The 22735-nt window shown below is 63.5% G+C and carries 24 protein-coding genes; 3 read left to right on the forward strand and 21 right to left on the reverse strand.

Annotated elements, in window-relative coordinates; translation table 11 throughout:
- Window positions 1–85 precede the first annotated feature (85 nt).
- The 13 genes from E3U47_RS02835 to E3U47_RS02895 form a co-directional block, all read right to left on the reverse strand.
- A complete protein-coding gene (locus tag E3U47_RS02835; protein WP_134689497.1) occupies window positions 86–970 on the reverse strand; it encodes a phage tail protein in 885 nt (294 codons plus the stop codon).
- Entirely contained in the window at window positions 967–1362 is a 396-nt protein-coding gene (locus E3U47_RS02840) for a phage tail assembly chaperone (protein ID WP_134689498.1), read from the reverse strand. The genes E3U47_RS02835 and E3U47_RS02840 overlap by 4 nt, the downstream gene beginning before the upstream one ends.
- Window positions 1359–3737, reverse strand: coding sequence for a phage tail protein (locus E3U47_RS25090; protein WP_256660215.1), 2379 nt, complete (start codon window positions 3735–3737; stop codon window positions 1359–1361). Before E3U47_RS25090 ends, E3U47_RS02840 begins: the two co-directional genes overlap by 4 nt.
- The gene (locus E3U47_RS02850; protein WP_134689499.1) at window positions 3730–4341 is read right to left on the reverse strand and encodes a phage tail protein I; all 612 of its coding nucleotides are present in this window, start codon (window positions 4339–4341) and stop codon (window positions 3730–3732) included. Before E3U47_RS02850 ends, E3U47_RS25090 begins: the two co-directional genes overlap by 8 nt.
- 1 nt (window position 4342) lies before the next feature.
- Window positions 4343–5224 (reverse strand): baseplate J/gp47 family protein, encoded by an 882-nt coding sequence (locus E3U47_RS02855; RefSeq protein WP_134689500.1) that lies wholly within the window; start codon window positions 5222–5224, stop codon window positions 4343–4345.
- Window positions 5221–5547 carry a GPW/gp25 family protein gene (locus E3U47_RS02860; protein WP_134689501.1) on the reverse strand — a complete coding sequence of 109 codons (327 nt, stop codon included), beginning with the start codon at window positions 5545–5547 and terminating at the stop codon, window positions 5221–5223. The genes E3U47_RS02855 and E3U47_RS02860 overlap by 4 nt, the downstream gene beginning before the upstream one ends.
- 127 nt (window positions 5548–5674) lie before the next feature.
- Window positions 5675–6823 carry a hypothetical protein gene (locus E3U47_RS02865; RefSeq protein ID WP_134689502.1) on the reverse strand — a complete coding sequence of 383 codons (1149 nt, stop codon included), beginning with the start codon at window positions 6821–6823 and terminating at the stop codon, window positions 5675–5677.
- 106 nt (window positions 6824–6929) lie between these two features.
- Complete coding sequence (locus tag E3U47_RS02870) at window positions 6930–7490, reverse strand: phage baseplate assembly protein V (RefSeq protein ID WP_134689503.1); 561 nt, start codon at window positions 7488–7490, stop codon at window positions 6930–6932.
- Complete coding sequence (locus tag E3U47_RS02875; protein WP_134689504.1) at window positions 7487–7984, reverse strand: hypothetical protein; 498 nt, start codon at window positions 7982–7984, stop codon at window positions 7487–7489. The genes E3U47_RS02870 and E3U47_RS02875 overlap by 4 nt, the downstream gene beginning before the upstream one ends.
- A 62-nt stretch (window positions 7985–8046) precedes the next feature.
- The gene (locus tag E3U47_RS02880; RefSeq protein ID WP_134689505.1) at window positions 8047–8877 is read right to left on the reverse strand and encodes a putidacin L1 family lectin-like bacteriocin; all 831 of its coding nucleotides are present in this window, start codon (window positions 8875–8877) and stop codon (window positions 8047–8049) included.
- Between the two features lie 11 nt (window positions 8878–8888).
- Window positions 8889–9077, reverse strand: a complete 189-nt coding sequence (locus E3U47_RS02885) for a Com family DNA-binding transcriptional regulator (RefSeq protein ID WP_134689506.1) — start codon at window positions 9075–9077, stop codon at window positions 8889–8891.
- 16 nt (window positions 9078–9093) lie between these two features.
- Window positions 9094–9450, reverse strand: a complete 357-nt coding sequence (locus E3U47_RS02890; protein WP_134689507.1) for a phage holin family protein — start codon at window positions 9448–9450, stop codon at window positions 9094–9096.
- A 465-nt stretch (window positions 9451–9915) separates the two neighbouring features.
- On the reverse strand, window positions 9916–10662 hold the full coding sequence (locus E3U47_RS02895; RefSeq protein ID WP_134689508.1) for an XRE family transcriptional regulator: 747 nt from the start codon (window positions 10660–10662) through the stop codon (window positions 9916–9918).
- A gap of 204 nt (window positions 10663–10866) precedes the next feature.
- Here E3U47_RS02895 and mutS point away from each other — a divergent pair, with 204 nt between their 5' ends.
- Window positions 10867–13449, forward strand: a complete 2583-nt coding sequence (gene mutS / locus E3U47_RS02900; RefSeq protein WP_134689509.1) for a DNA mismatch repair protein MutS — start codon at window positions 10867–10869, stop codon at window positions 13447–13449.
- A 139-nt stretch (window positions 13450–13588) separates the two neighbouring features.
- Window positions 13589–13912 (forward strand): ferredoxin FdxA, encoded by a 324-nt coding sequence (gene fdxA, locus E3U47_RS02905; RefSeq protein ID WP_134689510.1) that lies wholly within the window; start codon window positions 13589–13591, stop codon window positions 13910–13912.
- 546 nt (window positions 13913–14458) lie between these two features.
- Here the strand turns inward: fdxA and rpoS are convergent.
- The 8 genes from rpoS to E3U47_RS02945 form a co-directional block, all read right to left on the reverse strand.
- Complete coding sequence (gene rpoS, locus E3U47_RS02910; RefSeq protein WP_011535249.1) at window positions 14459–15466, reverse strand: RNA polymerase sigma factor RpoS; 1008 nt, start codon at window positions 15464–15466, stop codon at window positions 14459–14461.
- 105 nt (window positions 15467–15571) lie between these two features.
- Window positions 15572–16426 carry a peptidoglycan DD-metalloendopeptidase family protein gene (locus E3U47_RS02915; protein WP_134689511.1) on the reverse strand — a complete coding sequence of 285 codons (855 nt, stop codon included), beginning with the start codon at window positions 16424–16426 and terminating at the stop codon, window positions 15572–15574.
- A 178-nt stretch (window positions 16427–16604) separates the two neighbouring features.
- Entirely contained in the window at window positions 16605–17243 is a 639-nt protein-coding gene (locus E3U47_RS02920; protein ID WP_167659427.1) for a protein-L-isoaspartate(D-aspartate) O-methyltransferase, read from the reverse strand.
- A 38-nt stretch (window positions 17244–17281) separates the two neighbouring features.
- Window positions 17282–18031, reverse strand: a complete 750-nt coding sequence (gene surE / locus E3U47_RS02925) for a 5'/3'-nucleotidase SurE (RefSeq protein WP_134689513.1) — start codon at window positions 18029–18031, stop codon at window positions 17282–17284.
- On the reverse strand, window positions 18019–19077 hold the full coding sequence (truD, locus tag E3U47_RS02930) for a tRNA pseudouridine(13) synthase TruD (RefSeq protein ID WP_134689514.1): 1059 nt from the start codon (window positions 19075–19077) through the stop codon (window positions 18019–18021). The genes surE and truD overlap by 13 nt, the downstream gene beginning before the upstream one ends.
- On the reverse strand, window positions 19074–19547 hold the full coding sequence (ispF, locus tag E3U47_RS02935; protein WP_134689515.1) for a 2-C-methyl-D-erythritol 2,4-cyclodiphosphate synthase: 474 nt from the start codon (window positions 19545–19547) through the stop codon (window positions 19074–19076). The genes truD and ispF overlap by 4 nt, the downstream gene beginning before the upstream one ends.
- 154 nt (window positions 19548–19701) lie before the next feature.
- Complete coding sequence (gene fghA, locus E3U47_RS02940; protein ID WP_134689516.1) at window positions 19702–20556, reverse strand: S-formylglutathione hydrolase; 855 nt, start codon at window positions 20554–20556, stop codon at window positions 19702–19704.
- A gap of 9 nt (window positions 20557–20565) precedes the next feature.
- Window positions 20566–21678, reverse strand: coding sequence for an S-(hydroxymethyl)glutathione dehydrogenase/class III alcohol dehydrogenase (locus E3U47_RS02945; protein WP_134689517.1), 1113 nt, complete (start codon window positions 21676–21678; stop codon window positions 20566–20568).
- Window positions 21679–21787: 109 nt separating this feature from the next.
- Between E3U47_RS02945 and E3U47_RS02950 the strand changes: the two genes are divergently transcribed.
- On the forward strand, window positions 21788–22690 hold the full coding sequence (locus E3U47_RS02950; RefSeq protein ID WP_134689518.1) for a LysR substrate-binding domain-containing protein: 903 nt from the start codon (window positions 21788–21790) through the stop codon (window positions 22688–22690).
- Window positions 22691–22735 lie beyond the last annotated feature (45 nt).

Genomic DNA, 22735 nt, shown 5'->3' on the forward strand with positions numbered 1-22735 from the left:
CGCGGGTGCGGGGCCTGGACGGGCTTGACTCAGGTAGAGAGCAGCCCTGTGTAGGTAGGTGTCTATTGATTCATGCGAAGCCGATTCAGATCAGTTTGATACGGCTTGGATAGGCTATGTTGCGAGGTCTTACAGCACCAAAGTAGATACTGTTCGCCGCAATTGTTTGTGTAGTGACGGACGCCGTCGTCGTCGACACAGCCACGGTTTCGTTTGTGTCAGCGACATCGAAGAACTTGGGTTTCATATTTTGCATTCGCCGGAATGACGAAACTGCATCTACGATCTCCCCATGTACCAGCGAAGCGGACTGGTATGAACCAGGCGTTCGTGTCGGATCCACTGCGCGTCCCTCGTCAAGCGAGCGCATGAACTCACCGCGCAGCTCTGGAATACGGAAAGTGCTGGTCCCGTCACCACGGGTCCATCCACCTTCCATCCCGGCCCTCTGAGCATCATTTACCAGCATTCCGGACTGCTGAGCGTGGTCCCATAACCAGGGCCAGTCGCCACGCCCCAGCAACCGCGCGTCAGGCCGTCCCCAGCCGCCTGGGTTGGTGGCTGTCGTGGTTTCAAAGGCGATGCGTCCCAGCGGCGTGTTATCGAACCGGGCGAGCAGCAGCCAGCTCCCAGCGCCATCACTGCGTAAATGCCAAAAGTCACCGGCGCCCATCAGCACAAAGTGGCCATAGCCGGCCGGGCGCAAATGGGTATGAAACTTGACCGACTCGCCGCCAGCTGCCCGCACGGTCAGGCTATTGCCGCTGTTGTCGACCCGCTGCACACGGATATCCATCGGCTTGTTCGCCGCCGGCAGCACGATCAGCACCGCGCCGGCCGAAGCATCGACCAGTACCACGCCGGTATCCTGCTCGGTCAACACTTTGTTGGCAGTGATCGGGGCGTTGTTCAGGCCCCGCACCGCCAACAAGCCGCGCTCAATCGCGGCCAGATCATCGGCGCGACTCATTGATCACCCCCTAATTGTTCAAGGAAAACCGGAGGCACCGGCCGCGCTGACTCGTCAGGAAACGCCTCGGACTGGGGCCAGTCGCGCAGCGCCTGCATGAATACCAGCAACTCTGCGAACTGCTCAGCGGTCAGCGTGGTGGTGGCGCCAATCTCCAGCTGATCGCGGTGACGATCACGCAGCCAGACCAATTCGAGCAACTGGGCATCGCGCCACTGGCGCTCTAAGGCGCTTGGCTCCAGCACGAGCTTTTCCGGTGTAACTGAAGCAATGAGGCCCAAGTAACGCGGATCATCGTCTTCCACCTCAACGAGGCCCGGAAAGCGCTCTGGGTCTTGAGGGCCAGCGAACGCCGAAATAATCACGCCATCGACAACTTGAAGATACTTCATATCACATACCCCGATACTGCGATCTTGTACGTTGGAGTTCCGCCAGTACCCGAGAAAGAAGTTGATATTGCAAACTCTCTGCTATCGGTCAGCAGTAGGCCTCCAAAAGGGCAAGTAACGGTGCCTGCCGCAACGACCCCCGCAGTCATAATTTTCAACCCGGCCAAGCCTGGCAAGTACCCATCCGTAAGCAATATCGCTAGCTGCGCTGCCGCTGTACATGTCGCCTCCATGGTGCCGAGCATCGAGACTGCGTTGAATGGGACCAACGTGGCGGCAGATACGAGAATGTTCGTCACGATAGTGTTTGTTATGTAGACGTAGAAACTACCTACATGCACTTCTCTCCCACGCACCGCGCAAGGGCTAAATTTTGAAGATACGATGGGGACCACGGTCAGCAAGCAAGATGCCGTATAGCCAACCGGCATGTTGACCCCGCCGTATACTTCCGGGGCCCTTGCCGATGTAGCATTTACACCCAGGAGTGCAGACGCAGCGGTTGTCGGGTTATAAATTGCGTAAATCGCCACAAAACCATTAGCTGGAGCAGCACCGGCATCCATGCCTCCCACACCCACCATTGCAAGATTTAGGGATTTATTGAAGTTCGATACTCGATATGACTTTCCGCCCAGCGCACTAACCAAAACCAACTCGTCTGCTACATACGTAGCCGATAAAGATGGCACGCCGATAAAAACTTTCCCATTGCGAGTGCTTCCAACAATGGTGCCTTTATCCGAGATTTCTTGAACTTGTGCAGCCAATGCGGCGATGTCGATGCTCCCCTGATTGACCGGTGCATTCCAGGCCTTGATGCACCACATCACCGCTAAGTTGCGCGGGCGTGTCTCGCCCCCCCCAGTCAAGGTCGAGGGCAAGGTGTTTTGTGCGGCAGTGCCGACAACGTTGGCACCGGAAGCAATAGAGGCTGATACTGGAACACCTAACAAGTGAGCGTGCGACTTGAGTTCGTCAGCCTGCCAGCTGCCGATAACCCGCCCATCGTCAACACCCCGGCCATGATCCCAACCACGCAGAAACTCGCCCCGTGATTCCGGCAACCGGAAGTAGCCCGCCGGCTCATCCCCCTTATTGAACGAACCGGCCAGGTAAGCAGCCAAGTCAGGGTAAACCGCTGCGGTCTGCACGCTGCCGTCAACCTCCAGAAACCCATGCGGCACCGTGCCCTTGGGAAACGGCAACATGCTGCCCACCGGTAGTGCCGAGGCGGTAGTCAGCAGCGCCTGGACTTCGGCTTTGGTGTAGGTGTTGGCCGTAGAGAACGAGCTGAATGCCAATACCTCGACCGACTCCCCCAGGTTACAAGGTGCCTTGAGCGTGATTTTCTGGCCGTCCGACAGATAGCCGGTGACTTCCCGGCCGTTACGCATAACGAGCGTGCTACCCACTACATGCGGCACGTTGAACACCAGCTGCCCGGCCGAGGCTTCGAACGAGAACCGCTCGAAGGCTTTACCGGCGCCGACGCCGCCACCCAACTGGAAATAGGCGCCGTCGTAGTTAAGGTCATACAGCGCCCCGGCGCGGATATCGCCGCCCACCAGGTCGACCAGGCCGGCGGCACCGGTTTTCTTCACGGCCACGGCCGCCAAACCGCCAATTTTCGCAGTGGCGGCGCCAGTGTTGGTGGCGGTCGCCTGGAACTGAAAGCGCTGTCCGGCCGCGTAGGCCCCGAGCGCCGCCTCGTTGCTCTTGAGCGACAGCACCAAGGCATCAGCGGTACCACCGGCCGCGCCGAGCCAGGCCAGCGGCCCGGCGTCCTTGGCCACGTCCGCGCGGCGCAGGTACTGCGGGTGCGGGTCCGGCTCCTCGACATGCGCCTTGATCTGGTTGCGAGCGTACAGCTCGGCGGCCTCGCGGGCCTTGTCGACGTAGTCGCGGGTGGCCAGCACAATGCTGGGGTCGACCTTCAGCGTGACGTTGGCGAGATTGCCGAACACCACATGCATGCGGATGGTCTGGGTACGTCCGGACCCCTGCGCCAACAGAGGCTTGTAGCTGGGCGCAGGCTTGGCCACGGCGATGAAGTTGCCGTTGGCATCCTCCAGCGCCAGTTCGCGAATCCACCAGCCACCGGTTTCCGGCGGCAGCACCAGCTCGGCGACCAGCACGCCGGGATCGGCGGGTGATTGATAGAGCGCGTTCAATTGCGCTCGATAAACCTGGCGCAGCAACGCGGTCTGGGTGGGTTTGGGGGTGGGATCCGGCGTTTGCGAAGGCTCGCCACCGGCATCACCGATAAGCATGTGGGTGATGTTCCAAGGCAGCCCCAGCACAGCCGTGTTGGCCTGCTGGGCAATGCCCACATTGGTCAGGAACCCACCGAATTGGGTGGTTAAGTTAGCCATTTAGGTAAATATCCAGTATGTCCGTGGTGTGATCGTTCACCAGGTTGTAAGCAGCCAGGTGCACGTCGATGTCCGAGGCCTGCCAGGGATGTACCTCCAGCAGTTCACCGTCGTAGAGCGCGATGGCCTGATAGGCGGGGATATGGCTTTCAAGGCTGATATCGAGCCCGACCAGATGCCGGCTGATTGGCTTGGCATCCTCGATCAGACGGGTCAGCTCCTGGTAGGTCTGCTCGTCAATGCCGCTGTCCACCACCCCTACCTTCAAGGCAAAGGTCCCCGGCACCCCGGCAGGCTCGGCCTGCCACCATTCCTGCACCTCGATCAGGTAGCCGAACGGCTCGACCACCCGGCGCAAGGCGCCGAGGGTGCCTTTGTGGGCATGGACGAAGAACGCCGAGCGGATCACCGAGCGCTTGATCGCCTCGCTCCAACTGTCGTCCCAGCGATCCACCGACCAGGCCCAGGCCAACTGGTAGAGCAGGTGCGCCGGGCAGGTTTCAGGGTTGTAGAGGGTGCGCAGGGCGACCTTGAGGTCCTCGTCGGCGGCCACTTCGATGGCCCGCTCCAGCGGCGTGCGGTTGAGCGGCAACAGGCTGTGCATGTCACTCACCCCGCTGCAGGTCGATGCCGGTGCACCAGGCGGCCTGGGCCTTGCTCGGGCGAATGTCCTGCCAGCCGAGCAGTTCGACCCGGCCGACGCCATCGATATGCAGTTGCGCGTCGATGCCCGAACGAGCGACCTCGACACCCAGGCGTCGGCGCGGGTTGACCCAGGCCTGCAGACGACGCCGGCATTCGCTGAGCACCGTCTCGTACTCCGGGCCGTTGTCGGCCATGTACAGCACCGCCTCGACGCGGTACGGCAACACCTCGGCGCTGCGCACATTGACCCGGTCGGCGACCGGGCGAATATCGTCATCGTTGAGGTAGTCCTTCACCTGCGCCAGCAGTTCCGGGCTGGCCACGCCGTCGTTGTCCAGGCTCAGGACAGTGACGTCCACTACCGCCGGCGAAGGGCTTTCGGCCGTCGCGTCGGCGACACGCCCCGAGGCGTTGCGGGCGTGGAGGATGTAGCTGTTGCGCGGGCCGGCGGTGGTCAGGCCTTCGTAGACCAGTTGCACGCGCTCGCGCAGCGCATCGTCCGACTCGAGGATCGCCGCGGTGGGCGGCAGCGTGGTCGGGTCCTGCGCCTGGATCACCAGGCGTTGCAGGCTGACGTTGGCCGCCAGTTGATCGAGGTCGCTGCCTTGGGCGTAGGCCAACAGCAACGCCTTGGCCGCGTCGTTGATGCGCGCCCGGTTGAGCAGCTTGCGGTAGGCACCGACCTCGAGCAGCTTGGTGACCGGGTCGCTTTCCAGGTTGGCGCTCCAGCCTTCGCCCAGCTGGGCGCGGAAGCTGGCCAGGTCCTCCTGGTACAGCACCTCGAAATCGAGGTCTTCGAGCAGTTGCGGGGCGGGCAGTTTCGACAGATCGACCTGGCTCATACGGTCACCTCCACCAGGGCGTCGTCGCCCAGGTAGCGGCCACTCAGGGCCAGGCTGACCTGGCCGTCGAGCACGGCCAGCACCTTGACCCGCTCCAGTTGCAGGCGCGGTTCCCAGCGCCCGAGGGCACGGGCCACTTCGGCCTGCACCGCGCTCTTCCAGCCTTCGTTGACCGGCAGGTCGACGTAGCGGCGCAACTGGCTGCCGTACTCCGGGCGCATGCGCCGGCTGCCCAGCGGGGTGGTGAGGATGTCTTCGATGGATTGACGTAGATGGGCCACGCCCGACAAGGGCAGGCCTGTGCGGCGGTCCATGCCAATCATGGGGCACCGCCAGACACGCAGAGCTCCCGAGGAGAGGTCGGCATAGTGTTTTCCTTGATGAGATTGAGCCGTCGCGGCCTGAGGTTGCAGACGACGGCGCCATGACGGCCTGAACCCGATGACCCTGCTATTGCGATTCGGCCGCGCGGAGAAAGAGGTCGCGCACGTAGTTGTTGCGCAGTTCGCTGATGCTGCTGCGATGGGATTCGGCGGCGGCCGCGCGCCAGTCGCGACGCTCGATCGCGGCCATCAGGCGCGGGAACTTGTTAACCAGCCCACTTGCGCCCAGATTGAAACGCATGTCCTGCAGCGCCATTCGCGCCGCCGAAGGGAAACCGGCGAACCCTGGGAAGTCCTGGCTCAGGCCGTGGAAATCTGCGTCCACCAGCTCGCGAAGCTTCTGGTCGATGAATTCGGGCTGCAGATAGAGGTTGGTGTAATCCTCATACCAGTCGGCACCGTGTTTGTGGGCAGGGTCATATTTTGACGCGATAAGTCGCCACTCTTCGCGCTTCTGCTGCTCGGTCGCCGGTACATCGTCCAGGTCGACGAACGGATAAGCGACGGCGGCGTCCTCGTTCGGCAAAAGGAAGCCGACGCCCGTGGTCACATGCCCTTGGGAGTCCACGTACATGAAGTCCTTCTCGCCCTCATGCTGCTTGAGCTCAGGCAACAGAGCCTGCAACTCACCCGTGGTGAAGCCCGCCGCCTTGTCCTCCAACGGGAAATCGATCCGCGCCATGGCCTTGGCCGAGCCAGCACCGGTAATCGGTACGTTCAGCGACAGGTCGATATGCTGGCCCTGCGTGCCAGGCTTGCTGAGCGTTGCGCTGTAGGTGGCGCCCATCCGGGTTGGCATCGTAATGGCGAACCCCGCCACGCTGTAGCGTCCACTCTCACGGGTATCGATCAAGGCACCCGAGGCGTCCTGCTCACGCAGGAAATAGCTTTTGGTGAAAATCGGCTGGGCACCTGCAAGCATCACCATCGAGACCTGCGCATTATCGCTATCGACCCCGCTGGAGCCGGCTAACGCATAGGCATTGAAGCTGACAGACACACGAGCGTCGATTTGAATCATCGCGCTCGCAACCCGTGGCCCCAGCGCGAATACGCCGCTGATGCTGCTCGGATAATCCGCCCCCTCGAAGGCAGCGAACGTCAGTTGTTGACTCGCTTGTTCAACCTGTACGCCCGAAGGCGTACCGGTGTAGGAAAACGCAGCTCCACAGATATTCTCGTCAGTGCTGCGCACGGGTTTGGCAATCAATTGCATGGCATGTCCCTCAGAACGAAATGAACGCACGCAGGCGCGTGCGACAAAGCCGCTCGAAGGCGATCAGGATTCGGCTCGAGGCCGATGTCGTTGCCGTTGGCTTGTATCAGTGCTTGTGATTGGCGGTGTTGCCGGCGGTATCGATGATCCGGCCACCGCCGTTGATGTCGCCACTGACCGTCAATGGGCCGTTGATGGCTACCTGGCCAGTAAGGGTGATCGACGCGGCGTCCAGGGTGATGGCGTTGTCGCTGACCACCAGGGTGCTGCCACCGACCTTGACCGTCGCGCTACCGCTGGGCAGTTGGATGTCGTAGCGCTTGGCTTGCCAGTCGTAGACCAACGAGCCGCCGTCTTCGAAACGCCAGACCTCCACATGCTCGCGGTTGTCCGGCGCGGGCCCAGCATTGCCGTACAGGCCCGGCACGAAGGTGCCCTGGGCCGGCTCGCCACTGGGGCTGACCAGCACGCCCTGCTCGTCCAGGCTCGGGGCTCGCCAGTGGCGCGCCTTACCGGCGGCCAGGGCATGCCAGCGCAACCAGGCGCTGGTCCAGCCGCCACCGTCGGCGACCCGCACGCGAGCGGCGACCAGGTCCACGGCCACCACCCGGCAGGGAATCACCAGGCAGGCCAGCATGCGGTCGTGCATGGCGCTGGCATAGCTCATGCCAGGTCCTCCGGTGCACGGTAATGGTCCTGGTTGCCAAGGCCGGTATCCGGGGCAAAGCCAAGCATCAGGCTGCCCGGTGGCTGGTCCGGCCAGTGCCATTGGCTTGGCCCCAGCAGTACCGGCTGCTCCCATTGCACCCACCAGGATGCACCGTCGGCTTCGGCGAGGATGTTGCGGGCGCCTTCGACGCAATCCAGCCCCCACCCTTGGTGGCGCAGCAGGTCGATCACTTGCGCCGCCAGTTCGCCAGCGTGCATCCGCGCCTGGGCGGCAGTGCCCTGGGCCGTGATGCGCGCCTGCAGGGTCGCGACCATGAGTGAGCGCCCGTCCCGCAGCGCCTCGTCGCCACGCATGCGCAGCACGCCATGCACCAGGGCCGGCAAGGCTGGCTGGCCACTGTCGTCACCCTCGGCAATGACCGTGGCCAGCGCTGGCAGCGCCGTCTTCAAGGTGGAGGTGACGGCCGCCTGCAACTGGGCCAGTTCGCTCATGAGGATGCTCCTTCAACAGTCGTTGGGGTCAAGGCCGGGCCACCCAGGGCCCGGCAGGCGGCTCAGAAGTGCCAGGTCCAGATATCAATCGGCTTCTGGTCCGGGTTGATCTTGCGGATGTGGCGGTAGGTCGGCTGGAAACCGAAGCGGGCCCACACCGGTTTTTCCTCGAGGATGGCGAGGCTGCCATTGGCCTGCAGACGCAACACCGCAGTGGGATGCCCTGCGCTACCCGACTGCCACAGCACCGTGTTGCCCGCGCCGTACACCACCAGGTTGCCGTCACCCTGGAACACCGCGCGAATCGCGCCCTTGCCCTGGGTGCCACTGTTCCAGGTCGCGGCGCCGTTCGGACCATAGGCCACGACATTGCCGTCGCCCTGGAAGGCCAGCTTGCTGGCGCCTGCGGCATACACCACGCCCTGGGCCAGCTCGGTACCGGCGGCCAGCAGCAGCGAGTCCACCGCGCCCGGCACCAGCGGGATCGCGCCGGTGCCGTTCCACAACGGCAGCGAATCGACCAGCACGATATTGCCGTCGTCCTGCAGCACCAGGTGGGTGCGGTTCCATTGGTCGTTACTGGTGAAGGTGGTGTTGTTGGTCAGCCACACGCGGCGCCGCGAGTAATCATCCAGGAACGCGCCGTATTGCACGTAGAAAGCCAGCGGCGCTTTCTTGTTGCGCAGGGGAATGGTCGAGCTGAACGGCTGCTTGTCATTGGCCACCCACACGGTGGCACCGTTGTCCTGGATCACCAGGTTGCCATCCCCCTGTAGTAGCAGCTTGAAGCGCTGGTTGGGAGAAAGCAGGTATTGGCCTGCGCGGAGTGTCTGGTAGGCGGGCAGCACCGAAGTACCGACACCGTTGAAGGGAATACGCGAACGACCGGCCATGGTCCGTCTCCTTATTGAATCGATTGAAGGGTGTGCGGGCTCTGGGCCGCGTCTTGGTCGCTCGCAGGCGGGCCATCGAGGCTCGTGGCCTTCATGTGGTTGAGGGTCGCGCAGCGCGGACACTTGATTTGCAGCAGCGCCGGCCCGCCAGTGCGGGCCAGCAGGCGGTTGCATTTACCGCAACGGAATTCGTTGAACATCCGCTTCTCTTCCTTGTTAGCGCGTTGACTCTTCATCCTGGGGCGTCGGCGCGCATGCCTCGCCCAGGCCCAGGCGCCGCGCCGCCCAGCGCTCGTAGAGGCCGATGGCGACATCGGCGCCGGCCATGGCGGTAAGGCAGCCAAAGGCGCTGGCGCTCCAGATCGACATGCCGCTGGCGTACAGCAGCATGACCGTGGAGACGCCGCAGACCATGCAGGCCCCCGAACGCAACGCCAACCGCCTGAGCAGCGACCAGCCACGGGCGCCGGCCTTGTCGGCCCGCCACATCTCGCCGCTCAGACCGCCCAGCAAAGCCAGGACAATCACCAGCCAAAGCGGCATCTCCAGCAACGTCTGTTGCTCGTTCGTCACTGTCGTGTCTCCTGTGTGATGCCCGCCCGGCGAAATGCCAGCAGGCCTGTCTTGGGGGATTTCGGCATTCCAAAAAGCCCGCCGCGCAGGCTTTTCAGTAATGCGCGTGGGTACCGCCGGCCACGACTGGTGACGCCGTGCGGTTGCGCTGCAAATTGGTGACTCCGACCGCGGCCGCCTGCCCGCCGGATAACTGATCGTGGTGCTTTACGCTGCACACCCGGGCCAGTTGCCAACCCTCTGAACAGTCGAGGCCTGTTCATCGCTGCCTGTGTAACAACCGGTTGCTGACCGGCTTGAGGCACAGAGTATGCATTCATGCATATGCAGTCAATGCATTGATGGAAATATTTATGCGCAGGCGTTTGCCGAAATGCATGAGGGCCTTTTCGGATGTGGGTTGTAGGGCTTTTCTGAGGCCGAAAAAAAACCCGCCTGGGCGGGTTTCTCGGGTTCGAGGGAAGGTCAGCGGGCGTACATGCCCCACCAGAAGACGTGGCCCAACAGGCTGATTTGCTCTTCCTGCATCTGCTGGAAGCTGTAGTCCTCGTCGGGGTGCTCGTCACGATTGAAGCTGCGCAGACGGATACCGGTAGGCAGGCGATACACCTGTTTCACCCGCAGTTGGCCATTGTGATTGATGGCATAGAGGTCGCCATCGATGATGTCACCGATTGTGCATTTGCCGGTGTTGACGCCAACCGTGGCGCCATCGCGCAATACCGGCAGCATGCTGTTGCCACGCACCGTCACGCACTTGGCGTGGTCGAACTGCACCCCGTTGTGGCGCAGGCTGCGCTTGCCAAACCGCAGGCGCGCGTTTTCGCTTTCTTCGATGACGAATCTTCCTGATCCTGCTGCCAACTCGACCTCACGGAGAAAAGGAACGGACACCTCGTCGTCCTCGACGGGTGTTTCATCGTCCCACAAACTGATATCGCTCAGCGCGGCGTGGCCCTGGTTGGCGGCAGCCGCTTCACGCGACTCGCCAAGCTCGGCACGCCCGCGCAGCTGGTCGGTGCTCACGCCGAAATACTCGGCGATCTTCGACACATGCTTGTCGGAAGGGTCGACGATCTTCTCGCTGAGGATGCGCGACAGGGTGGATTGGGGGACGCCCGTGCGCCGGTGCAGCTCTGTCGGGGACAGGCCGTGGCGGTCGAGCAGTGCTCTGAGTACGGAGGCTACGTTGCGTTTTTGCATAGCGTGCATAATGCAACCCCGACAGACTAAATGCAATGCCTTGCATGGTCCCCGCGTGAACGACCTGGCTGGTTGCAGGCCAGCACGCCGCCGCTCTGCCGCCAAATACCTGCGTGGATTTGCCCTGCCCATTCGACCTGCGTCGGGGGGAAAAAGCCTGTACCATGAGCGGTTTCGAATTTCGCCACCAGATCACCCGCTGTAAGGCCCTGAATGTCTGATCTCTCCGCACACACCCCGATGATGCAGCAGTACTGGAAGCTGAAGAACCAGCACCCGGACCAGCTGATGTTCTACCGCATGGGCGACTTCTACGAGATCTTCTACGAAGATGCGAAGAAGGCCGCGAAACTGCTGGATATCACCCTGACCGCCCGTGGGCAGTCGGCGGGCCAGTCGATCCCCATGTGCGGGATTCCATTCCATTCGCTGGAGGGTTACCTGGCCAAGCTGGTCAAGCTCGGCGAATCGGTGGTGATCTGCGAACAGATCGGCGACCCGGCCACCAGCAAGGGCCCGGTGGAGCGCCAGGTGGTGCGTATCATCACCCCGGGCACGGTCAGCGACGAGGCGTTGCTCGATGAACGCCGCGACAACCTGATCGCCGCCCTGCTCGGTGACGAGCGCCTGTTCGGCTTGGCCGTGCTGGACATCACCAGCGGCAACTTCACCGTGCAGGAGATCAAGGGTTGGGAGAACCTGCTGGCCGAGCTCGAGCGCATCAACCCGGTGGAACTGCTGATCCCCGACGACTGGCCGCAGGGGCTGCCCGCGGAGAAGCGCGCCGGCGCCCGGCGTCGCGCGCCCTGGGATTTCGATCGTGATTCGGCGCGCAAGAGCCTCTGCCAGCAATTCGCCACCCAGGACCTCAAGGGCTTCGGCTGCGACAAGCTGACCCTGGCCATCGGCGCGGCCGGCTGCCTGCTGACCTACGCCAAGGAAACCCAGCGGACCGCCCTGCCCCATCTGCGCAGCCTGCGTCACGAGCGCATGGACGACACGGTCATCCTCGATGCCGCCAGCCGCCGCAACCTGGAGTTGGACATCAACCTGGCCGGTGGTCGCGACAACACCCTGCAATCGGTGATCGACCGCTGCCAGACCGCCATGGCCAGCCGCCTGCTGACCCGCTGGTTGAACCGCCCACTGCGCGACCTCAAGGTGCTCAAGGCACGCCAGGACTCGATCCGCTGCCTGCTGGACGGCTACCGCTTCGAGAAGCTGCAGCCCCAGCTCAAGGAAATCGGCGATATCGAGCGGATCCTGGCGCGCATTGGCCTGCGCAACGCCCGTCCGCGCGACCTGGCACGCCTGCGCGACGCCCTGGGCGCCCTGCCCGAGCTGCAGAACGCCATGGCCGAGCTGGAAGCCCCGCACCTGGCGCGCCTGGCCGCCATTACCGGCACCTACCCGGAGCTGGCCGGCCTGCTCGAGCGGGCGATCATCGACAACCCGCCAGCGGTGATCCGCGACGGCGGCGTGCTCAAGACCGGCTACGACAGCGAGCTGGACGAGCTACTGGCCATGAGCGAGAACGCCGGGCAGTTCCTGATTGACCTGGAAGCCCGCGAAAAAGCCCGCACCGGCCTGGCCAACCTCAAGGTCGGCTACAACCGCGTGCACGGCTACTTCATCGAGCTGCCCACCAAGCAAGCCGAGCAGGCACCGGCCGACTACATCCGCCGGCAGACGCTCAAGGGCGCCGAGCGCTTCATCACCCCCGAGCTCAAGGCCTTCGAGGACAAGGCGCTGTCGGCCAAGAGCCGCGCGCTGAGCCGCGAGAAGATGCTCTACGAGGCGCTGCTCGAGACCCTCATCGGCCACCTGGCGCCGCTTCAGGATAGCGCCGCGGCCCTGGCCGAGCTGGACGTGCTGAGCAACCTGGCCGAACGCGCGCTGAACCTGGACCTGAACTGCCCAAGCTTCGTCGACGAACCCTGCATGCGTATCGAGCAGGGCCGCCATCCGGTGGTCGAGCAGGTCCTGACCACGCCGTTCGTGGCCAACGACCTGGGCCTGGACGACAGCACCCGGATGCTGATCATCACCGGCCCGAACATGGGCGGTAAATCCACCTACATGCGCCAAACCGCCCTGATCGTGCTGATGGCGCATATCGGCAGCTACGTGCCTGCCGCGCGCTGCGAGCTGTCGCCGGTCGACCGCATTTTCACCCGTATCGGCTCCAGCGATGACCTGGCCGGCGGGCGCTCGACCTTCATGGTCGAGATGAGCGAAACCGCCAATATCCTGCACAACGCCACCGACCGCAGCCTGGTGCTGATGGACGAAGTGGGCCGCGGCACCAGTACCTTCGACGGCCTGTCGCTGGCCTGGGCCGCCGCCGAGCGCCTGGCCCAGCTGCGCGCCTACACGCTGTTCGCCACCCACTACTTCGAGCTGACCGTGCTGCCCGAAAGTGAGCCGCTGGTGGCCAACGTGCACCTGAACGCCACCGAGCACAACGAACGCATCGTGTTCCTCCACCATGTGCTGCCAGGGCCAGCCAGCCAGAGCTACGGCCTGGCGGTGGCGCAACTGGCGGGGGTACCCGCGGTGGTGATCCAGCGTGCCCGCGAACACCTGGGCCGGCTGGAAACCGCCAGCCTGCCCCACGAGGCGCCCGTCGTCCGCAACGACAGCGCCAGCAAGAACGCGCCTCACGTGCCGCACCAAAGCGACCTGTTCGCCAGCCTGCCGCATCCAGCCATCGAGAAGCTGGGCAAGCTGGACCTGGACGACATGACGCCGCGCCAAGCTATCGAAACGCTATATCAACTGAAAAACCTGTTATAACGGTCCACCGCGCAAGCTGGTAGAATCCGGCGCGGTTTGCGAGTGCTGCGGGTTATTAGCCTGGCCTGCAGCCACCACCGTGAACCGCGCTGCCCTGGAAGGAAGGGCAAGCTGCCGTCGCCTGAGGAGAGAATTAGAAATGACCTTCGTCGTCACCGACAACTGCATCAAATGCAAGTACACCGACTGCGTGGAAGTCTGTCCGGTGGACTGCTTCTACGAAGGCCCGAACTTCCTGGTGATCCACCCGGATGAGTGCATCGACTGTGCACTGTGCGAGCCGGAATGCCCAGCCCAGGCCATTTTCTCGGAAGACGAAGTGCCGGCTGACATGCAGGAGTTCATCGAGCTGAACGCCGAGCTCGCGGAAATCTGGCCGAACATCACCGAGAAGAAAGACGCCCTGCCGGACGCCGAAGAGTGGGATGGCAAAACTGGCAAGATCGCCGATCTGCAGCGCTGAGCACGCCCGGATACAAAAAAGGCCCGCAAGGGCCTTTTTTCATTTTCTGCAGGCAAAAAAAAGGGGCGGTTTGACCCGCCCACATTTTTTCCGTAGTCCCTGTTTGTCCCAAACATCGTCCTGATGAATCGCGTCCCGCGATGTCCTTGGCCGTCATCCTTGAAAGCCTGTGTCAGTCCGTAGACACAGTTCAGATACTAGCGATTCCTCGGCAGGGAACAAGCGTCGAGTTTGTCAGGATGATTCCGGAGATACATTTTCAAACATCAACAAAATCATTAATTTTCAATTAGTTATGAAAAATTAACCATTGAAAACGACATTGATTTACTGATCCCTACAGCAATGGCTTACGCACCTGGTAAGCAAATACTTACACACGTTGTTGCCAGGGTGGCTAAATGAATATTTAGGCGGGTTGGCCGTAGTGTTCGCCAGCGAGGCTGGCGCCTGCAACACCTTATTGCTGGCAAACCAGGCAACGTACCGCGGCCAGAACGCAAACGCCCCGAACAAGTCGGGGCGTTTGCGTACCTGGCTCAGCGGCTACTGAAACAACGACTCGCTGGACAGCCCATTCTTCTCGAGGATCTCGCGCAAGCGCTTGAGGCCTTCGACCTGGATCTGCCGCACCCGCTCACGGGTCAGGCCGATCTCCAGCCCCACATCTTCCAGAGTGCTGCTCTCATGCCCACGCAGGCCAAAGCGGCGCACCACCACCTCGCGTTGCTTGTCGGTCAGCTCGCCCAGCCACTGATCGATGCTCTGCGACAGGTCGTCGTCCTGCAGCAGCTCGCACGGGTCGGTGGGGCGGTCATCGGTCAGGGTGTCGAGCAGGGTCTTGTCCGAGTCCGGGCCGAGCGAGACATCCACCGACGACACCCGTTCGTTAAGGCCGAGCATGCGCTTGACCTCGGCCACCGGTTTTTCCAGCAGGCTGGCGATTTCTTCCGGCGACGGCTCGTGGTCGAGCTTTTGCGTCAGCTCCCGCGCGGCACGCAGGTAGACGTTGAGCTCCTTGACCACATGGATGGGCAGGCGGATGGTGCGGGTCTGGTTCATGATCGCCCGCTCGATGGTCTGGCGGATCCACCAGGTCGCATAGGTCGAGAAGCGGAAGCCACGCTCAGGGTCGAACTTCTCCACCGCGCGAATCAGGCCCAGGTTGCCTTCCTCGATCAGGTCGAGCAACGACAGACCACGGTTGACGTAGCGGCGGGCGATCTTGACCACCAGGCGCAGGTTGCTTTCGATCATGCGCTTGCGACCGGCAGGGTCGCCTTTTTGCGAGAGACGCGCGAAATGCACTTCTTCCTCTGGCGAGAGCAGAGGCGAAAAGCCGATTTCGTTGAGATACAGCTGCGTGGCGTCGAGCGCCCGGCTGTAATCGATGTACTTGTGCTGCTTGAGCGATGCGCCCTGTTTCGACTTGGTCCGAACCGAAGGTACAGCAGGTTCGTCTGACACCACATCCGTTTCCAAAACGATGCCCGTCTCCATCAGTAGGAGGTCATCGTCGATGTCAAACTCCGGCACTTCTTTACTGAGAGCCATTGTTATAGTCCTTTGCTGAGTTCGAACTCAGACTCGAGCGTCACCCTTCCATGGCAGCGCTGGAGCCTGTCCCCTCTACATCCAAGGAACAGGCCGGGACATTGATCAACGGCGTGGCAGGAACTGGAGTGGGTCGACGGGTTTGCCCTGGCGGCGAATCTCGAAATGCAGCTTCACCCGATCAGTGCCCGTGGACCCCATTTCTGCGATCGTCTGCCCTGCCTTGACCTGCTGCCCCTCCCGAACCAAAAGCCTGCGGTTGTGGCCGTAGGCACTGACGTAGGTATCGCTGTGTTTGATGATGATGAGCTCGCCATAGCCCCTCAAGCCACTGCCGGCGTAGACCACCGCTCCATCAGACGCAGCAAAAACAGGCTGTCCCAAATCACCGGCGATATCAATGCCTTTATTCAAACTACCGTTTGAAGCGAATTTTCCAATCAACACGCCGTTCGCCGGCCATGTCCAACCGCCGACGGCACGCTCTGCGGCGGGCACCTGAGCAACCGTTTGCGAGGCGCTGGAAGAGGCAGGCGTGGCACTTTTGCCCTTACCTGCGGACGGCGGTGGAGTACCGACAGGACGGCGGATGACCGTGGTCTTGCTCGACGACGAAGGGCTGCTGACGACCGTGGTGCTGCCCCCCGCGCCGCTGCTGAAACGAATCGGCTGGCCGGGGCGGATGGTGTAGGGCGCGGCGATGTTGTTGCGCGCCGCCAGCTCCTTGTAGTCCCAGCCATAGCGGAAGGCGATGGAGAACAAGGTGTCGCCCGGCTTGACGATGTACTGCCCCGAGGTGACGGTCGGGCGCTTGGGCGCCGCGTTGTTGCGGTCGACCACGCGCGCGCCGTTCGAGCCGGTGCTGGAACAGCCGGCCAGCAAGGTCCCCATGGCCAGCGCCAGCACCAGAAGCTTCAACCCCGACCGATCCTTGCGCTGCCGCATGACTGTGTGACCCACCCGCGCTCCCCTCATGGTGCCTGAATACGACGATACGAAATGCAATATTGTTTCAATTATAACCGAGCCGGCGCCCCAGGGGTGGCTCGCAGTTGGACCGACGCTCGGCGGTGGCCACGCCAGATAGACAGGGCCGGCGCGCAGTAATTCGTCGCGCGTGCAAATATTCCGAGGTCGCTCAGGCCAGCGGGCCGTTGAGCAGCGGCACGAAGCGTACCGCCCCGAGCACACGGCGCGAGAAACCATGCTCCTCGCGCACGATCAGCATCAACTGCTGGGCCTCCCCCGCCGGGCCCACCGGGATCACCATGCGCCCACCGGGGGCCAGCTGGTCGAGCAGGGCCTGGGGGACTTCCGGCGCCACGGCGGTGACGATGATGCCGTTATAAGGCGCCAGCGCCGGCCAGCCTTCACAACCATCGCCCCAGCGGAACACCACGTTGCGCAGGTTGAGCTCGACCAGGCGTTCCTTGGCCCGGTCCTGCAGGACCTTGATCCGTTCCACCGAGAACACCCGTTCCACCAGCTGGGCGAGGATCGCCGTCTGGTAGCCCGAGCCGGTGCCGATCTCCAGCACCTTGTCCAGGGGCCCGGCCTCCAGCAGCAGTTCGCTCATGTGCGCGACCATGAACGGCTGGGAGATGGTCTGGTTGTGGCCGATCGGCAGCGCGGTGTCTTCGTAGGCGCGATGAGCCAGGGCCTCGTCGACGAACAGGTGGCGCGGGGTGCGGCGAATGACCTCGAGCACTTTAGCGTTGGACACGCCCTCCTCGTACAAGCGCTGGATCAACCGCTCACGGGTGCGCTGGGAGGTCATGCCGATCCCGCGCCGCATCAGATCGTCCTGCTCGCGCATCAGAGCACGCCCTCCAGCCAGCCCTCGAAACGCTCGAAGGCGTCGTTGAAGGTGCGGTCCAGCTGCAATGGTGTGATCGACACGTAGCCTTGCATCACCGCATGGAAGTCGGTGCCCGGGCCGCCGTCCTCGGCATCGCCGGCCACGGCGATCCAGTAGCCTTCCTTGCCCCGCGGGTTGACCACCTTGGTTGGGGCCGCAGCCCGGGCGCGGTGCCCCAGACGGGTAAGCTGGATGCCACGGATATGCTCCAGCGGCAGGTTGGGAATATTGACGTTGAGCACGGTGCGCGGCGGCAACTCCAGGCGCGACTGCGCCTCGACCAGGCGCCGGGCGATGTAGGCGGCGGTCGGCAGGTTGTCGGGCAGGCGCGACAGCAGCGAGAAGGCCAGCGAGGTGCCACCGAGGAAGCGCCCCTCTAACGCCGCAGCCACCGTGCCCGAATACAGCACGTCGTCCCCCAGGTTGGCTCCCAGGTTGATGCCGGACACCACCATGTCGGGGGTTTCCGGCAGCAGGCCGTTGAGTCCCAGATGCACGCAGTCGGTCGGCGTGCCATTGAGGCTGATGAAGCCGTTGGCCAGGGTCTGCGGGTGCAGCGGCCGGTCCAGCGTCAGCGAACTGCTGGCGCCGCTCTTGTCTTGATCCGGGGCAATCACCACGCACTCGGCGTAGTCCGCCAGCGCAGCATGCAGCGCGGCGAGGCCGGGCGCGGTAACACCGTCGTCATTCGAAATCAGAATACGCATGGGCTGTCCGTCTGCCCTGCCGGCACCAGATCGACGAGTTCGCGCACCACCACGGTGGCGAAGCATCCGGCCGGAAGGACGAATTCCAGTTGCAGGATATCAGGCTCGGGATAATGCCACGTCAGCCGCCCAATAGGGAGCCGCAGGATGCGCCGTTCGTGATCCATGCCCGCTCGCGCCAGCCAATCGCACAGCGCTGGATGGCGCGCGGCGACCGCGGATTCGAGCGCCAGGGCCGCGCCCTGGCTAGGTGCCGCGCCCACGCCCCACAGCGGCCCGGTCGGGTGCAGGTCGAGAATGGCCAGGCGTGGATCGTTGCATTCGGCCTCACCGGCCACGAAGAAGCTGCGCTTGTCGGTGAAGGCCAACAGGTCGCCGACCTGGGCGCGCTGCCAACTACCGTCGGCGACACGCTCGGCCAGCACCTGGTTGAACAGGTAGCTGCGCCCGGCGGACAGCAGCCGCGAACGGAGGTTGCGCTGCTCGGGCAATGCCTGGCGCGCGGCCCAGCTCTGGGCGTCGTGCACGTTGCCGCCGGCATGGCCGAAGCGCTGGGCGCCGAAGTAGTTCGGCACACCGTGCTGTTTAAGGTGCTCAAGACGGGCGTCGATGGCCGCATGATCGGCTTGCAGCGCAGTCAGGCGCAGGGTGAAGCCGTTGGCCGAATGGGCGCCGCGTTGCAGCTTGCGCTGGTGGCGCACCTGCTTGAGCACGCGCAGGGTATCGTCCTCGGCCCGGGACAAGTCCGGGTCGGCCTTGCCCGGCAGGTGCAGGCTGAACCACTGGCGGGTCAGGGCCTGGCGGTCCTTGAGCCCGGCGTAGCTGATGGCACGCACCGGCACGCCAGCAGCGCGGGCCAGGCGTCGGGCCGCTTCCTCGGTGTTGAGGTCGCGCTTCTCGACCCACAGCCACAGGTGCTCGCCCTGGCCGGACAGCGGGATGTCGAGCACTTCGTCGACCTGGAAATCATCGGCCACGGCCTTGAGCACCGCAGTGCCCAATGCTTCGCCCGAGGCCCGTGGCCCCAGCAGTTGCAGGTCGTTCATGCGCGCAGCAGCAGGGCGACCGCGTGCACGGCAATGCCCTCCTCACGGCCGGTGAAGCCCAGCTTTTCCTCAGTGGTGGCCTTGACGTTGACCTGGTCGAGTTCGACCTGCAGGTCGCCGGCGAGGTACTGGCGCATGGTTTCGATATGCGGCGCCATGCGTGGGGCCTGGGCGATGATGGTGGCGTCGATATTGCCGACCCTCCAGCCCTTTTCACCGACGATGCGCACCACATGGCGCAGCAGCTCGCGGCTGTCGATGCCCTTGAAGCGCGCGTCGGTGTCGGGGAAATGCTTGCCGATATCGCCCAGCGCCGCGGCGCCCAGCAGGGCATCGCTCACCGCATGCAGCAGCACGTCGCCGTCGGAATGGGCCAGCAGGCCGTATTTATGGGGGATACGCACCCCGCCCAGGGTAATGAAATCACCGTCGCAGAAACGATGGACATCGTAGCCGTGGCCAATACGCATAGAAGAACGCCCTGATTGAGTCAGGGCGTGATTCTACCTGCTTTGCAGGGGCTTGGGCGGATGTGTTTGGGGCTGTACGGGCCTCGTTCGCCGGCAAGCCGGCTCCTACGAAACCCGGTAGGAGCCGGCTTGCCGGCGAACAGGGCCTGCTGGGCTACCCCCTGCCCAACGCCACCGCGTGATGGCGCAGGTGTTCATCGATGAAGCTGGCGATGAAGTAGTAGCTGTGGTCATACCCCGGCTGCAGGCGCAGGGTCAGCGCATGACCACCTTTGCGTGCCGCCTGCTCCAGTGTTTCAGGCTTGAGCTGCTTCTCGAGGAAGTCGTCACGGTCGCCCTGGTCCACCAGCAATGGCGGACACTCACCGGAAGGGGTTTCGGCCAGCAGCACGCTGGCATCCCACTCGCGCCAGCGTGAACGGTCTTCACCGAGGTAGCGCGAAAACGCCTTCTCGCCCCACGGGCAATCCATCGGGTTGCTGATCGGCGAAAACGCCGACACCGAACGGTAGCGGCCCGGGTTGCGCAAGGCACAGACCAGCGCGCCATGCCCGCCCATCGAGTGACCACTGATACTGCGCTGTTCGGACGCCGGGAAGTACGCTTCGATCAACGCCGGCAACTCATGTACCACGTAGTCATGCATGCGGTAGTGCTGCGCCCAGGGCTGCTGGGTAGCGTTGACGTAGAAGCCGGCGCCCTGGCCGAAGTCCCAGGCGCCGTCCGGATCCCCCGGCACCTGCTCGCCGCGCGGGCTGGTGTCCGGGGCGACGATGATCAGCCCAAGCTCGGCGGCCAGGCGCTGGGCGCCGGCCTTGTGCATGAAGTTCTCGTCGGTGCAGGTCAGGCCGCTGAGCCAGTACAGCACCGGCAGCTTCTCGCCCTGCTCGGCCTGGGGCGGCAGGTATACGGCGAACACCATGTCGCAGCCAAGCACCTTGGAGCTGTGCCGGTAACGCTTGTGCCAGCCGCCGAAGCTTTTTTGGCAAGAGATGTTTTCCAGCGTCATGGCAGGGCCTCAGAAGTGGATCACGCTGCGGATGCTCTTGCCTTCGTGCATCAGGTCGAAGGCCTTGTTGATATCCTCCAGCCCCATGGTGTGGGTGATGAAAGTGTCCAGCGGGATCTCGCCCTTCTCGGACATCTCGACATAGCTGGGCAGCTCGCTGCGACCACGCACGCCGCCGAACGCCGAACCGCGCCAGACACGACCGGTGACCAGTTGGAACGGACGGGTGGCGATTTCCTGGCCGGCACCAGCCACGCCGATGATCACCGACTCGCCCCAGCCCTTGTGGCAGCATTCCAGCGCCGCGCGCATCAATTGCACATTACCGATGCACTCGAAGGAGAAGTCCACGCCACCGTCGGTGAGGTCGACGATCACTTCCTGGATCGGGCGGTCGTAGTCCTTGGGGTTGATGCAATCGGTAGCGCCCAGCTGGCGGGCGATCTCGAACTTGGCCGGGTTGATGTCGATGGCAATGATGCGCGACGCCTTGGCTTTTACCGCGCCAATCACCGCCGACAAGCCGATGCCGCCCAGGCCGAAGATGGCCACGGTATCGCCGGGCTTGACCTTGGCAGTGTTAAGCACCGCGCCGATCCCGGTGGTCACGCCACAACCGAGCAGGCAGACCTTCTCCAGTGGTGCTTCCTTCTGGATCTTGGCCACGGAAATTTCCGGCAGCACGGTGTACTCGGAGAAGGTCGAGGTGCCCATGTAGTGGAACAGCTGCTGGCCCTTGTAGCTGAAGCGGGTGCTACCGTCAGGCATCAGGCCCTTGCCCTGGGTGGCGCGAATGGCCTGGCACAGGTTGGTCTTGCCAGACAGGCAGAACTTGCACTTGCCACACTCGGGGGTATACAGCGGGATCACATGGTCGCCCACGGCAACCGAGGTGACGCCCTCGCCCACCGCTTCGACGATCGCCCCGCCTTCATGGCCGAGGATCGATGGGAAGATGCCTTCCGGGTCGGCGCCAGACAGGGTGTAGGCGTCGGTATGGCAAACCCCCGAAGCGACCACCCGCAGAAGCACTTCGCCGGCCTTGGGCATGGCCACGTCGACTTCGACGATTTCCAGGGGTTTCTTGGCCTCGAAGGCTACGGCAGCACGGGACTTGATCATCAAAGGTCTCCAGACAGGGTGTGGAATTTCAGTCTTGCAGTGTAATTCACCGCTTTTTTATGAATAATCCAGCAGATCACAAAACATTATTGCCATACAGGGATAATCAATGAGCAGTCGCTGGGAAGGCATCGACGAGTTCGTCGCCGTTGCCGAGTCAGGCCAGTTCACCGCGGCTGCCGAGCGCCTGGGGGTGTCCTCGTCGCATATCAGCCGCCAGATCGCTCGCCTCGAAGAGCGCTTGCAGACCCGACTGCTGTACCGCAGCACCCGGCGGGTCACGCTGAGCGAGGCAGGCCAGACCTTCCTGCAGCATTGCCAGCGCCTGCAGGATGGTCGCGAAGAGGCCCTGCGCGCCATGGGCGACCTGGCCAGCGAACCCAAGGGCTTGCTACGCATGACCTGCGCCGTGGCCTACGGCGAACGCTTCATCGTGCCGCTGGTGACTCGGTTCATGGGCCAGTATCCACAACTGCGGGTCGAAGTGGAGTTGAGCAACCGCACCCTCGACCTGCTGCATGAGGGCATGGACCTGGCCATCCGCCTGGGCCGCTTGCAGGACTCCCGGCTGGTGGCCACGCGACTGGCGCCGCGACGCATGTACCTGTGCGCATCGCCCGCTTACCTGGAGCGCTATGGGCGGCCTCACAGCCTTTCGGAGCTGGCGCGGCACAATTGCCTGGTCGGTAGCTCCGATCTATGGGCGCTGCAGCAGGACGGGCGTGAGTTCAGCCAGCGGGTGCAGGGCAACTGGCGCTGCAACAGCGGGCAGGCGGTGCTGGATGCGGCATTGCAGGGGATGGGGTTGTGCCAGCTGCCGGACTACTACGTGCTCGAGCACTTGCACAGCGGGGCGCTGGTGTCACTGCTGGAGGGGCACCAACCGCCGAATACAGCGGTGTGGGCGTTGTATCCGCAGCAGCGGCATCTGTCGCCGAAGGTGCGGCGGTTGGTGGACTATCTCAAGGAAGGGTTGGCGCAGTTGCCGGAGTATCGCAGCACTCCCCTGTAGGAGCGGGCTTGGCCCGCGAAGCAGCCAGCGCGTGGCATGGCACCG

Source organism: Pseudomonas sp. RIT623, from assembly GCF_004519305.1.
In the GTDB taxonomy this organism is placed as follows: Bacteria; Pseudomonadota; Gammaproteobacteria; order Pseudomonadales; family Pseudomonadaceae; genus Aquipseudomonas.

Excerpts from the sequence above, each read along its gene's own strand:
- E3U47_RS02860 (WP_134689501.1), bottom strand. The coding sequence starts at position 5,547 with ATGATTGGCATGGACCGCCGCACAGGCCTGCCCTTGTCGGGCGTGGCC.
- E3U47_RS02865 (WP_134689502.1), bottom strand. The coding sequence starts at position 6,823 with ATGCAATTGATTGCCAAACCCGTGCGCAGCACTGACGAGAATATCTGT.
- surE (WP_134689513.1), bottom strand. The coding sequence starts at position 18,031 with ATGCGTATTCTGATTTCGAATGACGACGGTGTTACCGCGCCCGGCCTC.
- E3U47_RS02920 (WP_167659427.1), bottom strand. The coding sequence starts at position 17,243 with ATGACCTCCCAGCGCACCCGTGAGCGGTTGATCCAGCGCTTGTACGAG.
- E3U47_RS02840 (WP_134689498.1), bottom strand. The coding sequence starts at position 1,362 with ATGAAGTATCTTCAAGTTGTCGATGGCGTGATTATTTCGGCGTTCGCT.
- E3U47_RS02895 (WP_134689508.1), bottom strand. The coding sequence starts at position 10,662 with ATGCACGCTATGCAAAAACGCAACGTAGCCTCCGTACTCAGAGCACTG.
- E3U47_RS02835 (WP_134689497.1), bottom strand. The coding sequence starts at position 970 with ATGAGTCGCGCCGATGATCTGGCCGCGATTGAGCGCGGCTTGTTGGCG.
- E3U47_RS02950 (WP_134689518.1), top strand. The coding sequence starts at position 21,788 with ATGAGCAGTCGCTGGGAAGGCATCGACGAGTTCGTCGCCGTTGCCGAG.
- fghA (WP_134689516.1), bottom strand. The coding sequence starts at position 20,556 with ATGACGCTGGAAAACATCTCTTGCCAAAAAAGCTTCGGCGGCTGGCAC.
- rpoS (WP_011535249.1), bottom strand. The coding sequence starts at position 15,466 with ATGGCTCTCAGTAAAGAAGTGCCGGAGTTTGACATCGACGATGACCTC.
- E3U47_RS02885 (WP_134689506.1), bottom strand. The coding sequence starts at position 9,077 with ATGTTCAACGAATTCCGTTGCGGTAAATGCAACCGCCTGCTGGCCCGC.
- mutS (WP_134689509.1), top strand. The coding sequence starts at position 10,867 with ATGTCTGATCTCTCCGCACACACCCCGATGATGCAGCAGTACTGGAAG.
- truD (WP_134689514.1), bottom strand. The coding sequence starts at position 19,077 with ATGAACGACCTGCAACTGCTGGGGCCACGGGCCTCGGGCGAAGCATTG.
- E3U47_RS02870 (WP_134689503.1), bottom strand. The coding sequence starts at position 7,490 with ATGAGCTATGCCAGCGCCATGCACGACCGCATGCTGGCCTGCCTGGTG.
- fdxA (WP_134689510.1), top strand. The coding sequence starts at position 13,589 with ATGACCTTCGTCGTCACCGACAACTGCATCAAATGCAAGTACACCGAC.
- E3U47_RS25090 (WP_256660215.1), bottom strand. The coding sequence starts at position 3,737 with ATGGCTAACTTAACCACCCAATTCGGTGGGTTCCTGACCAATGTGGGC.
- E3U47_RS02875 (WP_134689504.1), bottom strand. The coding sequence starts at position 7,984 with ATGAGCGAACTGGCCCAGTTGCAGGCGGCCGTCACCTCCACCTTGAAG.
- E3U47_RS02850 (WP_134689499.1), bottom strand. The coding sequence starts at position 4,341 with ATGCACAGCCTGTTGCCGCTCAACCGCACGCCGCTGGAGCGGGCCATC.
- E3U47_RS02855 (WP_134689500.1), bottom strand. The coding sequence starts at position 5,224 with ATGAGCCAGGTCGATCTGTCGAAACTGCCCGCCCCGCAACTGCTCGAA.
- E3U47_RS02945 (WP_134689517.1), bottom strand. The coding sequence starts at position 21,678 with ATGATCAAGTCCCGTGCTGCCGTAGCCTTCGAGGCCAAGAAACCCCTG.
- ispF (WP_134689515.1), bottom strand. The coding sequence starts at position 19,547 with ATGCGTATTGGCCACGGCTACGATGTCCATCGTTTCTGCGACGGTGAT.
- E3U47_RS02880 (WP_134689505.1), bottom strand. The coding sequence starts at position 8,877 with ATGGCCGGTCGTTCGCGTATTCCCTTCAACGGTGTCGGTACTTCGGTG.